Source organism: Cognatiluteimonas weifangensis (assembly GCF_003416885.1).
In the GTDB taxonomy this organism is placed as follows: Bacteria; Pseudomonadota; Gammaproteobacteria; order Xanthomonadales; family Xanthomonadaceae; genus Cognatiluteimonas; species Cognatiluteimonas weifangensis.
In genome coordinates this window covers 37,028-49,644 of the sequence record NZ_QVPD01000013.1, presented here as the reverse complement: position 1 = coordinate 49,644, position 12,617 = coordinate 37,028, and the positions used below count along the sequence as shown (strand labels likewise).

Here is a 12,617-nt window from a genome sequence, read left to right as displayed (position 1 = left end):
GAGTAACGAAATGTCCGAACACAAGATCACGGCCACCAGCCGCAAGGACGAGGGGAAAGGTGCGAGCCGCCGCCTGCGTCGTGCCGGCCAGGTCCCGGCCATCGTCTACGGCGGTCGCGCCGAGCCGCTGAGCATCCAGGTCGAGCACGAGCGCACCTGGCTGCTCAGCCAGCAGGAGTGGTTCTATTCCTCGATCCTCGAGCTTGAGGTCGACGGCAAGGCGCAGAAGGTGCTGCTGCGCGATATGCAGCGGCACCCGTACAAGCAGCGGATCATGCACCTGGACTTCCAGCGGGTGAGCGCGGACGAGGCGATCCGGATGTCGGTGCCGCTGCGCTTCCTCGACGTGGAGAAGTCGCCGGCGGGCAAGACCGCCGGCGTGGTGGTGATGCACGAGCTGACCCAGATCGAGGTGAGCTGCCTGCCGGGCAACCTGCCCGCGTTCATCGCCGTCGACCTGTCCGGGCTGCAGCCGGGCGACACCATCCACCTGTCGAAGGTGCAGCTGCCGGCGGGCGTGGAAGTGCCCGAGCTCAAGCTCGGCCCCGACCACGACGTCGCCGTGGTGGTGGCGCGCTTCGCCCGCGCCGAGGCCGAGGAGCCGGCGGCGACGCCGGCGGCCGAGGCCGCGCCGGCCGCGGGTGCGGCCGCCGAGGGCAAGGGCGAGTAATCGCCGCGCCGCGGTGCGCCCGATGCGGGCGCGCCGCCGCGCGCCTTCGCGATGGCGGGTCTGCGACTCATCGTCGGGCTGGGCAACCCCGGTCCCGAGCACCTCAGGACCCGGCACAACGCCGGGTTCTGGTTTGTGGACGCCCTGGCGTCGCAGGCCGGGGCGCGGTTCGGGCTGGAGGCCAAGCTGTTCGGCGAGACCTGCAAGGTCGAGATCGCCAGGCAGCCGGTCTGGCTGCTGAAGCCGGCGACCTTCATGAACCTGTCGGGCAAGGCGGTCGCCGCGGCGCTGCGCTACTGGAAGATCGAGCCGGAGCAGGCATTGCTGGCGCACGACGAGCTCGACCTGCCGCCGGGCACGGCGCGGCTCAAGTTCGACGGCGGCCACGGCGGCCAGAACGGCCTGCGCGACACCATGCGCCTGCTCGGGCACGGGAAGTTCCACCGCCTGCGGATCGGCATCGGCCATCCCGGGCACAAGGACCGGGTCACGCCGTGGGTGCTGGGCAAGCCTGGCCGCGACGACGAGGCCGCGATCCTGCGCGCGATCGGCGACGCCCTCGACGTGCTGCCGCTGGCGGTCGCCGGCGACTTCAACGAGGCCATGAAGCGGCTGCACACGCCGCGCGAATAGCAGCATCACCGCGTCCGGCGCCCGCGCCGCACGCACGGAGTAGCACACGATGGGCATCCAATGCGGCATCGTCGGCCTGCCGAACGTCGGCAAGTCGACCCTGTTCAACGCGCTGACGAAGGCCGGCATCGCCGCGGCCAACTTCCCCTTCTGCACGATCGAGCCCAACGTCGGCGTGGTGCCGGTGCCGGACCCGCGGCTGGTCGCGCTGGCGGAGATCGTCAAGCCGCAGAAGGTGATCCCGACCGCGGTCGAATTCGTCGACATCGCCGGGCTGGTGGCCGGCGCCGCCAGCGGCGAGGGCCTGGGCAACAAGTTCCTGGCCCATATCCGCGAGGTCGACGCGATCTGCCACGTGGTGCGCTGCTTCGAGCACCCGGACGTGATCCACGTCGCCAACAAGGTCGACCCGATCGCCGACATCGAGACCATCGACACCGAGCTGGCGCTGGCCGACCTGGAATCGGTGGACAAGGCCCTGCAGCGCGCCGAGCGCGCGGCCAAGACCGGGGACAAGGACGCCCGGGCCCGGGTCGAGGTGCTGGCGCGGCTGCGCGCCGGGCTGGACGCCGGCCGGCCGGCGCGCGCGCTGGGCCTGTCGGAGGAGGATCGGGCCGCGGTTCGCGACCTGTTCCTGCTGACCCTGAAGCCGGTGATGTACGTGGCCAACGTGCTCGAGGACGGCTTTGCCGGCAACCCGCACCTGGACGCGGTCCGCGCCCGCGCGGCGGGCGAGGGTGCCGAGGTGGTGCCGGTCTCGGCGGCGATCGAGGAGGAGCTGAGCCAGCTGGAGGACGCCGACCGCGACGTCTTCCTGGCCGACCTGGGGCTGGCCGAGCCCGGCCTGAACCGGGTGATCCGCGCCGCCTACACGCTGCTGGGCCTGCAGACCTACTTCACTGCCGGGGTCAAGGAGGTCCGAGCCTGGACGGTGAAGGCCGGCGCGACCGCGCCGCAGGCGGCGGCGGTGATCCATACCGACTTCGAGAAGGGCTTCATCCGCGCCGAAACCATCGGCTACGAGGACTTCATCCGCTACCGCGGCGAGGCCGGGGCCCGCGAGGCCGGCCGGCTGCGGCTGGAAGGCAAGGACTACCGCGTTCAGGAAGGCGACGTGCTGCACTTCCGCTTCAACGTCTGAACGGGCGCGTTGACAGGAATCCCGGGCCCCGTCAAAATCGCGGGCTGTTTCACGATCGCTCGTGCGGACGCACCGGAGGGATACCCAAGCGGCCAACGGGGGCAGACTGTAAATCTGCTGGCTTACGCCTTCGGTGGTTCGAATCCACCTCCCTCCACCAGTTGTACCCACGCGACAAGGTTTCAGGCGGTTCCCGGCGCGGGAGTAGTTCAATGGTAGAACCTCAGCCTTCCAAGCTGATGGTGCGGGTTCGATTCCCGTCTCCCGCTCCATTGGACTCGACGCACCGGTCGGCGGACCACAGGCAACGACGCAACACAACCAGTTTCACGCTCACGTAGCTCAGTCGGTAGAGCACCTCCTTGGTAAGGAGGAGGTCGATGGTTCGATTCCATTCGTGAGCACCAACACGCGGGTCGCCCCGCAACACCCCGCCGAGTCCCGTGCGGGTTTGCGAAAGAAAAGCGGTTCCACCGGACTGTTCCATCACAAACGTTAGCGAGACGCAGCCATGGCAAAGGGTAAGTTCGAGCGCACCAAGCCCCACGTGAACGTGGGCACGATTGGCCACGTGGACCACGGCAAGACGACGCTGACGGCGGCGCTGACGAAGGTGGGCGCGGAGCGTTTCGGCGGCGAGTTCAAGGCGTACGACCAGATCGACATGGCGCCGGAAGAGAAGGCGCGCGGGATCACGATTTCGACCTCGCACGTGGAGTACGAGTCGCCGAGCCGGCACTACGCGCACGTGGACTGCCCGGGTCACGCGGACTACGTGAAGAACATGATCACGGGTGCGGCGCAGATGGACGGTGCGATTCTGGTGTGCAGTGCGGCGGACGGCCCGATGCCGCAGACGCGCGAGCACATTCTGCTGGCGCGGCAGGTGGGCGTGCCGTACATCGTGGTCTACCTGAACAAGGCGGACATGGTGGACGACGCCGAGCTGATGGAGCTGGTGGAGATGGAAGTCCGCGAGCTGCTGAGCAAGTACGAGTTCCCGGGGGACGACACGCCGATCATCAAGGGGTCGGCGCTGAAGGCGCTGGAAGGCGACCAGTCGGAGATCGGGGTGCCGTCGATCCTGAAGCTGGTGGAGGCGCTGGACAGCTGGATTCCGGAGCCGCAGCGCGACGTGGACAAGCCGTTCCTGATGCCGGTGGAGGACGTGTTCTCGATTTCCGGTCGCGGCACGGTGGTGACGGGGCGGATCGAGCGCGGCGTGATCAAGGTGGGCGACGAGATCGAGATCGTGGGCATCCGGCCGACGGTGAAGACGACGGTGACGGGCGTGGAGATGTTCCGCAAGCTGCTGGACCAGGGGCAGGCGGGCGACAACGCGGGCCTGCTGCTGCGCGGCACCAAGCGCGACGAGGTGGAGCGCGGGCAGGTGCTGGCCAAGCCGGGGACGATCACCCCGCACACCGAGTTCGAGGCCGAGGTGTACGTGCTGAGCAAGGACGAGGGCGGGCGTCACACGCCGTTCTTCAAGGGTTACCGTCCGCAGTTCTACTTCCGGACCACGGACATCACCGGTGCGGTGACGCTGCCGGAGGGCGTGGAGATGGTGATGCCGGGCGACAACGTGAAGATGGTGGTGTCGCTGATCAACCCGGTGGCGATGGACGAGGGGCTGCGGTTCGCGATCCGCGAGGGCGGCCGCACGGTCGGCGCCGGGGTGGTGGCCAAGATCCTGAAGTGACGCGACGGGGCGTCCGCGCCTGCGCGGACGCCTTGCCGGGACATGCCGGGAAGGGCGTAGGCGGCGCGAGCCGCCGTTGCCTTTTTCGGAAAGAGGTAAAAAACCGATACGCCAGTAGCTCAATTGGCAGAGCAGCGGTCTCCAAAACCGCAGGTTGGGGGTTCGAGTCCCTCCTGGCGTGCCAAAAATCAAGCGGGACGGCCGGATCGTCGTCCAACCGGACAAGGCATTGAGAAGTCCGCACAGGGATGTCCGGGCTCTTGCGAGGGACTCGCATTACGTGAACAGCAAGCTCGATCAATCCAAAGCCGCCGCGAGTCCGGGCGACCTGATGAAGTACGCGCTGGCGGCCTTGCTGGCGGTGGCGGGCCTGTTCGTCTGGTTCTACTTCGACGGCCGCTGGCCCGACGTGGCCCGCGTGCTGACCATGCTCGGCGGCCTGGTGGGCGCCGTGGTCGTGTTCCTGACCAGCCGCAAGGGCGTGGAAACCCGCGAATTCCTGTCCGAATCGCGCTTCGAGCTGCGCAAGGTGGTCTGGCCGACGCGGCAGGAGGCCACGCGCTCGACCTGGGTGGTGATCGCGGTGGTGGTGCTGATCAGTCTGGTGCTGGCCTTCTTCGACGTGATCATCCAGGCGGCGGTGAAGTGGTTCCTGGCGCGCTGACAGACGCACCGATTGCTGGAGCAGCAGGTTGATGGAAACGCAAGACAACGATGCAGGCAAGACCGCCACGGGCGCCGGCAAGCGCTGGTACGTCGTGCACGCCTATTCCGGCTTCGAGAAGTCGGTGGCGCAGGCGCTGCGCGACCGCATCGTGCGCCTGGGCATGGAAGAGCGCTTCGGCGAGGTGATGGTGCCGACCGAGGAAGTGGTGGAGATGCGCGCCGGCCAGAAGCGCCGTTCCGAGCGCAAGTTCTTCCCCGGCTACGTGCTGGTGCAGATCGCCACCCGCGACGAGGGCGGAATCCCGCGCATCGACAGCGAAAGCTGGCACCTGATCAAGGAAACGCCGAAGGTGATGGGCTTCATCGGCGGCACCGCCGACAAGCCGCTGCCGATCCGCGACGACGAGGCCGACGCGATCCTGCAGCGGGTGCAGGAGGGCGTGGAGAAGCCGCGTCCGAAGGTGCTGTTCGAGGCCGGGCAGATGGTCCGGGTCATCGACGGTCCGTTCAACGACTTCAACGGCGTGGTCGAGGAAGTCAACTACGAGAAGAGCCGCCTGCGCGTGGCGGTGCTGATCTTCGGGCGTTCCACGCCCGTGGAGCTGGAATTCGGCCAGGTGGAAAAGGCCTAGGAGCGTGGTTGCCGATTAGGGGTTGGCGGTTGGCGGAAGCACGGCTTTCGCGAATCGCGAACCACGGATCGCCGATCACTCGTTCACCAACGCGAGGAGCCTCACGGCGCTTGCACTCGCAGGAGCAAAGCAAATGGCAAAGAAAGTCGTCGGTTACATCAAGCTGCAGGTCAAGGCCGGCCAGGCCAACCCGTCGCCGCCGGTGGGCCCCGCCCTCGGTCAGCGCGGCCTGAACATCATGGAGTTCTGCAAGGCGTTCAACGCCGCCACGCAGAAGCTCGAGCCCGGCCTGCCGATCCCGGTGGTCATCACTGCGTACTCGGACCGCACCTTCACCTTCATCACCAAGACGCCGCCGGCGACGATCCTGCTGAAGAAGGCCTCGGGCGTGCAGTCCGGTTCCAAGCGTCCCAACACCGAGAAGGTGGGCAAGGTCACCCGCAAGCAGCTCGAGGACATCGCCAAGGCGAAGGAGCCCGACCTGACCGCGGCCGACCTGGAAGCGGCGGTGCGCACGATCGCGGGCTCGGCCCGTTCCATGGGCCTGACGGTGGAGGGCTGAGGACATGACCACGATGAGCAAGCGGATCAAGGCCCAGACCAAGCTGGTGCCGGGCAAGGCCTACGCCGTCGACGAGGCGATCGAGATCGTCCGCGGCAACGCCAAGGTGAAGTTCGTCGAGTCCGTCGACGTCGCCGTGCGCCTGGGCGTGGACGCCAAGAAGTCCGACCAGCAGGTGCGCGGCTCCACCGTGCTGCCCGCCGGCACCGGCAAGAGCGTGCGCGTGGCGGTGTTCGCGCCCGCGGGCGCCAAGGCCGACGAGGCCCTGGCGGCCGGCGCCGATGCCGTGGGCATGGACGACCTGGCCGAGAAGATGCAGGGCGGCGACCTCAACTACGACGTCGTCATCGCCACCCCGGACGCGATGCGCGTGGTCGGCAAGCTCGGCCAGCTGCTCGGTCCGCGCGGGCTGATGCCCAACCCCAAGGTCGGCACCGTGTCGCCGAACCCGGCCGAGGCGGTGAAGAACGCCAAGGGCGGCCAGGTCCGTTACCGCACCGACAAGGCCGGCATCATCCACTGCACCATCGGCAAGGCCGACTTCGAGGCCGGCAAGCTGAAGGACAACCTGCAGGCGCTGCTGCTGGACCTGATCAAGGCCAAGCCGGCGACCGCCAAGGGCCAGTATCTCCAGAAGATCTCGCTGAGTTCGACCATGGGCCCGGGCGTGACCGTGGACCCGTCGACGCTCGCGCTGAAGTGACGCGACGGCGCCCGCGCCTCGCGCGAGCGCCGTAGCCGGAACGCCGTCCGCGCACGCGGGGGCCCACCGGCGATCGGAAGTGTTGCGGGTTCCCGCTGTGGCGGGAGGAATGGATGGAAGGGTGGCGGTCCGGCGACCGCCATCCGCGACAGGTTTTGAGGGCATCGCCGAAGTCGCTCGCCGACCGACGCGATAGCCGTCAAAGACCGCAGGCGCGGTCTGCGCACATCGATGGCGGGCAGGGAGGCTCGCATTGGCAGGGAATCGCCGTCGATGGAAGCGGGATCGCTTAATGAGCTCCGCAAGGGGCGAGGCCTGCGTAGATGGTGCCGACCCTCCAGGGTTTTGCTGGCGCGAGCCAGCCTGGAAACGGCCACCACCCGGAACGCCACGAGGCGTTCCCGGCATCGCGCCAAACGATGCCGACCGAGGACCGCTCCCGCGCGCGTCGTGCGGGGCGGAGTTGAAGTACGGAGGAGTGCAATGGCTCTCAATCTGACCCAGAAGCAGGAAGTCGTTGCCGAACTGGCCGCGGTCGCCGGCAAGGCGCACTCGCTGGTCGCCGCGGAGTACGCGGGTCTCACGGTCGAGCAGTTGACCGGCCTGCGCAAGAAGGCGCGCAACGAAGGCGTGTTCCTGAAAGTCGCCAAGAACACGCTGGTGTCGCGCGCGGTGGAGGGTACCGATTACGCGGTCGTCAAGGACGCGCTGACCGGCCCGCTGCTGTACGCCTTCTCGCAGGAGGACCCCGGCGCCGCCGGACGTCTGATCAAGGAGTTCGCCAAGGCGAACGACAAGCTGAAGCCGCGCCTGGTGTCGCTGGGCGGGCAGTTGTACCCGGGCTCCCATGTGGATGTCCTGGCGTCGCTGCCGACCCGCGATCAGGCGTTGTCGATGCTGCTCAGCGTCATGGTCCAGCCCGCCACCATGCTCGTGCGCCTGCTCTCCGAGCCGGCCGCGCAGATCGCCCGCGTCACCAACGCGGTCGGTCAGCAGAAGGCGGCGTAAGGCCACCCAGTTCGGTTTCGGTTTCCGAATCAGTCGTTTCCAATCTTAGATAACAGAGGTAATCACGATGTCCCTTTCCAACGAGCAGATCATCGAAGCGATCGCCGGCAAGTCCCTCATGGAGGTGATGGAGCTGGTGAAGGCGATGGAAGAGAAGTTCGGCGTGTCCGCCGCCGCCCCGGTGGCCGTCGCCGCCGGTCCGGTCGCCGCCGCTGCCCCGGTCGAGGAGCAGACCGAGTTCAATGTGGTGCTGAAGTCGGCCGGCGAGAAGAAGGTCGAGGTCATCAAGGTGGTCCGCGCGATCACCGGCCTGGGCCTGAAGGAAGCCAAGGACCTGACCGAGGCCGGCGGCACGGTCAAGGAAGCCGTGTCCAAGGACGACGCCGCCAAGTTCAAGAAGGACCTGGAAGCGGCCGGCGCCACGGTCGAAGTCAAGTAAGCGTTGTCGCGTCGCCTGCGGCACGAGGCGACACCAAGGCTGGGGGCGCAAGCCCCCGGCCTTTGGCCGTTGTAGCAAGACCCGAAAACCGACACGAGTTGACAGTTGGAAGTAGCGGGAGAAGGCGTGCTGGTGCCGGCAATACCAGCGACTTCCCACTGGCAATTCCCCGATCTGAACAAGATTGTCCCCCCGGGCCCCGCGGACGCGCGGTTCCCGACAATCCGAGGCGGTAACCCACCATGACCACGGCTTCCACGACAGCTTCCAAGTCGATCCAGGCTTCCAAGGGCAGCTACTCCTTCACCGAGAAGAAGCGCATCCGCAAGGACTTCGGCAAGAGCCGTTCGATCCTCGAGGTGCCGTTCCTGCTCGCGATCCAGGTCGACTCCTACCGCGAATTCCTGCAGGAGCACGTCGAGCCTTCGCAGCGCGCCGACCGCGGCCTGCACGCCGCGCTGAAGTCGGTGTTCCCGATCGTCAGCTACAACGGCTATGCCGCGCTGGAATACGTGGGTTACAAGCTCGGCGAGCCGGGCTTCGACGAGCGCGAGTGCCGCAACCGCGGCCTCAGCTACGGCGCCCCGCTGCGGGTGACCGTGCGCCTGGTGATCTACGACCGCGAGTCGTCGAGCAAGGCCATCAAGTACGTGAAGGAGCAGGAGGTCTACATGGGCGAGATCCCGCTCATGACCGACAACGGCACCTTCATCGTCAACGGCACCGAGCGCGTCATCGTCTCGCAGCTGCACCGTTCGCCCGGCGTGTTCTTCGACCACGATCGCGGCAAGACCCATTCCTCGGGCAAGCTGCTGTACAGCGCCCGCATCATCCCCTACCGCGGCTCCTGGCTGGACTTCGAGTTCGACCCGAAGGACGCGCTGTTCACCCGCATCGACCGCCGCCGCAAGCTGCCGGTCAGCGTGCTGCTGCGCGCGCTGGGCTACTCCAACGAGGAGATGCTCAACGAGTTCTTCGAGATCAACACCTTCCATATCGATCCGGAGGCGGGCGTGCAGCTGGAGCTGGTGCCCCAGCGCCTGCGCGGCGAGACCCTGAACTTCGACCTGGCCGACGGCGACAAGGTGATCGTCGAGGCCGGCAAGCGCATCACCGCGCGCCACATCAAGCAGCTGGAGCAGGCCGGCGTGGCCGCGCTGGCGGTGCCGGACGAATACCTGGTCGGCCGCATCCTCTCGCACGACGTGGTCGACGCGGCCACCGGCGAACTGCTGGCCAGCGCCAACGACGAGATCACCGAAGAACACCTGGCCGCGTTCCGCAAGGCCGGCGTCGAGACCGTCGGCACCCTCTGGGTGAACGACCTGGACCGCGGCCCGTACCTGTCCAACACCCTGCGCATCGACGCGACCAAGACCCAGCTCGAAGCGCTGGTCGAGATCTACCGGATGATGCGTCCCGGCGAGCCGCCGACCAAGGATGCCGCGCAGAACCTGTTCCACAACCTGTTCTTCACCTTCGAGCGCTACGACCTGTCGGCCGTGGGCCGGATGAAGTTCAACCGCCGCATCGGCCGCAAGGAAGTCACCGGCGCCTCGGTGCTGTACGACGCCAAGTACTACGCCGAGCGCAAGGACGACGAGTCGGTGCGCCTGCGCGAGCAGCTGGGCGACAGCTCCGACATCCTCGACGTGATCAAGGTCCTGACCGAGATCCGCAACGGCCGCGGCACCGTGGACGACATCGACCACCTCGGCAACCGCCGCGTGCGCAGCGTCGGCGAGATGGCCGAGAACGTGTTCCGCGTTGGCCTGGTGCGCGTCGAGCGCGCGGTGCGCGAGCGCCTGACCATGGCCGAGGCCGACGGGCTGACGCCGCAGGAGCTGATCAACGCCAAGCCGGTCGCGGCCGCAGTGAAGGAATTCTTCGGCTCGTCGCAGCTGTCGCAGTTCATGGACCAGAACAACCCGCTGTCCGAGGTCACCCACAAGCGCCGCGTTTCGGCGCTGGGCCCGGGCGGCCTGACCCGCGAGCGCGCCGGCTTCGAGGTGCGCGACGTGCACCCGACCCACTACGGCCGCGTCTGCACCATCGAGACCCCGGAAGGCCCGAACATCGGCCTGATCAACTCGCTGGCGGTGTTCGCGCGCACCAACAAGTACGGCTTCCTGGAGACGCCGTACCGCAAGGTCGTCGACGGCAAGGTCACCGACGAGGTCGAGTTCCTCTCGGCGATCGAGGAAAACGAATACGTCATCGCCCAGGCCAACGCGCCGCGCGACGAAAAGGGCACCCTGACCGCACAGTTCGTCGCCTGCCGCTACCAGGGCGAGAACCTGCTCAAGCCGCCGTCCGAAATCCATTACATGGACGTCTCGCCGATGCAGACCGTGTCGGTCGCCGCGGCGCTGGTGCCGTTCCTGGAGCACGACGACGCCAACCGCGCGCTGATGGGCGCCAACATGCAGCGCCAGGCGGTGCCGACGCTGCGCGCGCAGAAGCCGCTAGTCGGCACCGGCATCGAGCGTGCCGTGGCGCGCGACTCGGGCGTGACGGTGAACGCGCGCCGCGGCGGCACGGTCGAGCAGATCGACGCCGGCCGCGTCGTGGTCAAGGTGAACGAGGACGAGATCTCCGGCGAGACCGATGCCGGCGTCGACATCTACTCGTTGATCAAGTACACGCGCTCCAACCAGAACACCTGCATCAACCAGACCCCGCTGGTGAACGTGGGCGACGTGGTCGCGCGCGGCGACGTGCTCGCCGACGGCCCGTCCACCGACATCGGCGAGTTGGCGCTGGGCCAGAACATGCTGGTCGCGTTCATGCCCTGGAACGGCTACAACTTCGAGGACTCGATCCTGCTCTCCGAGCGCGTGGTGCAGGAAGACCGCTTCACCACGATCCACATCGAGGAGCTGACCGTCCAGGCGCGCGACACCAAGCTCGGCCCGGAGGAGATTTCCGCCGACATCCCCAACGTCTCCGAGCAGGCGCTCAACCGCCTCGACGAGTCCGGCGTGGTCTACATCGGCGCCGAGGTCCGCGCCGGCGACATCCTGGTCGGCAAGGTCACGCCCAAGGGCGAGTCGCAGCTGACCCCGGAGGAGAAGCTGCTGCGCGCGATCTTCGGCGAGAAGGCCTCCGACGTGAAGGACAGCTCGCTGCGCGTGCCCCCGGGCATGGACGGCGTGGTCATCGACGTGCAGGTGTTCACCCGCGACGGCATCGAGAAGGACAAGCGCGCCAAGCAGATCGAGGAATCCGAGATCAAGCGCGTCAAGAAGGACTTCGACGACCAGTTCCGGATCCTGGAGGGCGCGATCTACGCGCGCCTGCGCGAGCAGCTGCTGGGCAAGATCGCCAACGGCGGCCCCGGCGTGAAGAAGGGCGACACCGTGTCCTCGCTGGTGCTCGACGGGCTGAAGAAGTCCGACTGGCTGCAGCTGCGGATGAAGGACGACGACGCCATCGAGGCGATCGAGCGCGCACAGAAGCAGATCGAGATCCACGAGAAGGAATTCGAGAAGCGCTTCCAGGACAAGCGCGCCAAGATCACCCAGGGCGACGACCTCGCCCCGGGCGTGCTGAAGATGGTCAAGGTGTACCTGGCGGTGAAGCGCCGCATCCAGCCGGGCGACAAGATGGCCGGCCGCCACGGCAACAAGGGCGTGGTCTCGATCATCGTCCCGGTCGAGGACATGCCGTACATGGCCAACGGCCAGTCGGTGGACGTGGTCCTCAACCCGTTGGGCGTGCCGAGCCGCATGAACATCGGCCAGATCCTCGAGACCCACCTGGGCTGGGCCGCCAAGGGCCTGGGCGAGAAGATCGACCGCATGCTGCAGGCCCAGGCCAAGGTCGCCGACCTGCGCAAGTTCCTCGACGAGATCTACAACCACGACACCCCAGCCAACCGCCGCGCCATCGGCGAGCAGCGCGTCGACCTGAAGCAGTTCAGCGACGAGGAACTGCTGGCGCTGGCCCGCAACCTGGCCGACGGCGTGCCGATGGCCACCCCGGTGTTCGACGGCGCGGACGAGACCGAGATCAAGAAGATGCTCGAACTCGCCGACCTGCCGACCAGCGGCCAGACCATCCTGCACGACGGCCGCACCGGCGAGGCGTTCGAGCGCCCGGTCACGGTCGGCTACATGCACATGCTCAAGCTCAACCACCTGGTCGACGACAAGATGCACGCGCGCTCCACCGGTCCGTACTCGCTGGTCACCCAGCAGCCGCTGGGCGGCAAGGCGCAGTTCGGCGGCCAGCGCTTCGGCGAGATGGAAGTCTGGGCGCTGGAAGCCTACGGCGCGGCCTACACCCTGCAGGAGATGCTGACGGTGAAGTCCGACGACGTGCAGGGCCGCAACCAGATGTACAAGAACATCGTCGATGGCGAGCACGAGATGGTCGCGGGCATGCCCGAGTCCTTCAACGTGCTGGTGAAGGAAATCCGCTCGCTGGCCATCAACATGGAGCTGGAGGAGCACTGATCCG

Annotated in this window: 11 protein-coding genes and 4 tRNA genes; all 15 read left to right on the top strand. The window is 67.4% G+C overall.

From position 1 onward, the window contains the following. The first annotated feature begins 10 nt into the window (after nt 1-10). The 15 genes from D0Y53_RS11170 (at nt 11) to rpoB (ending at nt 12,613) form a co-directional block, all read left to right on the top strand. Entirely contained in the window at nt 11-670 is a 660-nt protein-coding gene (locus D0Y53_RS11170; protein ID WP_117203400.1) for a 50S ribosomal protein L25/general stress protein Ctc, read from the top strand. A gap of 51 nt (nt 671-721) precedes the next feature. Then, a complete protein-coding gene (pth, locus tag D0Y53_RS11165) occupies nt 722-1,303 on the top strand; it encodes an aminoacyl-tRNA hydrolase (protein ID WP_117203399.1) in 582 nt (193 codons plus the stop codon). Between the two features lie 49 nt (nt 1,304-1,352). Then, entirely contained in the window at nt 1,353-2,444 is a 1,092-nt protein-coding gene (gene ychF, locus D0Y53_RS11160; RefSeq protein WP_117203398.1) for a redox-regulated ATPase YchF, read from the top strand. Nucleotides 2,445-2,518: 74 nt separating this feature from the next. Beyond that, a tRNA-Tyr gene (locus D0Y53_RS11155) sits at nt 2,519-2,604 on the top strand. Between the two features lie 38 nt (nt 2,605-2,642). Next, nucleotides 2,643-2,716, top strand: a tRNA-Gly gene (locus tag D0Y53_RS11150). 59 nt (nt 2,717-2,775) lie between these two features. Then, nucleotides 2,776-2,851, top strand: a tRNA-Thr gene (locus tag D0Y53_RS11145). Between the two features lie 104 nt (nt 2,852-2,955). Then, on the top strand, nt 2,956-4,146 hold the full coding sequence (gene tuf / locus D0Y53_RS11140; RefSeq protein ID WP_117203397.1) for an elongation factor Tu: 1,191 nt from the start codon (nt 2,956-2,958) through the stop codon (nt 4,144-4,146). Nucleotides 4,147-4,254: 108 nt separating this feature from the next. Further along, nucleotides 4,255-4,330 (top strand) — tRNA-Trp (locus D0Y53_RS11135). A 96-nt stretch (nt 4,331-4,426) separates the two neighbouring features. Continuing rightward, nucleotides 4,427-4,810, top strand: coding sequence for a preprotein translocase subunit SecE (gene secE, locus D0Y53_RS11130; RefSeq protein ID WP_117203396.1), 384 nt, complete (start codon nt 4,427-4,429; stop codon nt 4,808-4,810). A 31-nt stretch (nt 4,811-4,841) separates the two neighbouring features. Next, nucleotides 4,842-5,444 (top strand): transcription termination/antitermination protein NusG, encoded by a 603-nt coding sequence (nusG, locus tag D0Y53_RS11125; RefSeq protein ID WP_117203395.1) that lies wholly within the window; start codon nt 4,842-4,844, stop codon nt 5,442-5,444. 133 nt (nt 5,445-5,577) lie between these two features. Further along, on the top strand, nt 5,578-6,006 hold the full coding sequence (rplK, locus tag D0Y53_RS11120; RefSeq protein WP_117203394.1) for a 50S ribosomal protein L11: 429 nt from the start codon (nt 5,578-5,580) through the stop codon (nt 6,004-6,006). 4 nt (nt 6,007-6,010) lie between these two features. Continuing rightward, entirely contained in the window at nt 6,011-6,709 is a 699-nt protein-coding gene (rplA, locus tag D0Y53_RS11115) for a 50S ribosomal protein L1 (RefSeq protein ID WP_199492054.1), read from the top strand. A 483-nt stretch (nt 6,710-7,192) separates the two neighbouring features. Then, nucleotides 7,193-7,717 carry a 50S ribosomal protein L10 gene (gene rplJ / locus D0Y53_RS11110; RefSeq protein ID WP_117203393.1) on the top strand — a complete coding sequence of 175 codons (525 nt, stop codon included), beginning with the start codon at nt 7,193-7,195 and terminating at the stop codon, nt 7,715-7,717. 67 nt (nt 7,718-7,784) lie between these two features. Next, nucleotides 7,785-8,156, top strand: a complete 372-nt coding sequence (gene rplL / locus D0Y53_RS11105) for a 50S ribosomal protein L7/L12 (RefSeq protein WP_117203392.1) — start codon at nt 7,785-7,787, stop codon at nt 8,154-8,156. A 242-nt stretch (nt 8,157-8,398) separates the two neighbouring features. Continuing rightward, entirely contained in the window at nt 8,399-12,613 is a 4,215-nt protein-coding gene (gene rpoB / locus D0Y53_RS11100) for a DNA-directed RNA polymerase subunit beta (protein WP_117203391.1), read from the top strand. Nucleotides 12,614-12,617 lie beyond the last annotated feature (4 nt).

Excerpts from the sequence above, each read along its gene's own strand:
- D0Y53_RS11170 (WP_117203400.1), top strand. The coding sequence starts at position 11 with ATGTCCGAACACAAGATCACGGCCACCAGCCGCAAGGACGAGGGGAAA.
- pth (WP_117203399.1), top strand. The coding sequence starts at position 722 with ATGGCGGGTCTGCGACTCATCGTCGGGCTGGGCAACCCCGGTCCCGAG.
- ychF (WP_117203398.1), top strand. The coding sequence starts at position 1,353 with ATGGGCATCCAATGCGGCATCGTCGGCCTGCCGAACGTCGGCAAGTCG.
- tuf (WP_117203397.1), top strand. The coding sequence starts at position 2,956 with ATGGCAAAGGGTAAGTTCGAGCGCACCAAGCCCCACGTGAACGTGGGC.
- nusG (WP_117203395.1), top strand. The coding sequence starts at position 4,842 with ATGGAAACGCAAGACAACGATGCAGGCAAGACCGCCACGGGCGCCGGC.
- rplK (WP_117203394.1), top strand. The coding sequence starts at position 5,578 with ATGGCAAAGAAAGTCGTCGGTTACATCAAGCTGCAGGTCAAGGCCGGC.
- rplA (WP_199492054.1), top strand. The coding sequence starts at position 6,011 with ATGACCACGATGAGCAAGCGGATCAAGGCCCAGACCAAGCTGGTGCCG.
- rplJ (WP_117203393.1), top strand. The coding sequence starts at position 7,193 with ATGGCTCTCAATCTGACCCAGAAGCAGGAAGTCGTTGCCGAACTGGCC.
- rplL (WP_117203392.1), top strand. The coding sequence starts at position 7,785 with ATGTCCCTTTCCAACGAGCAGATCATCGAAGCGATCGCCGGCAAGTCC.
- rpoB (WP_117203391.1), top strand. The coding sequence starts at position 8,399 with ATGACCACGGCTTCCACGACAGCTTCCAAGTCGATCCAGGCTTCCAAG.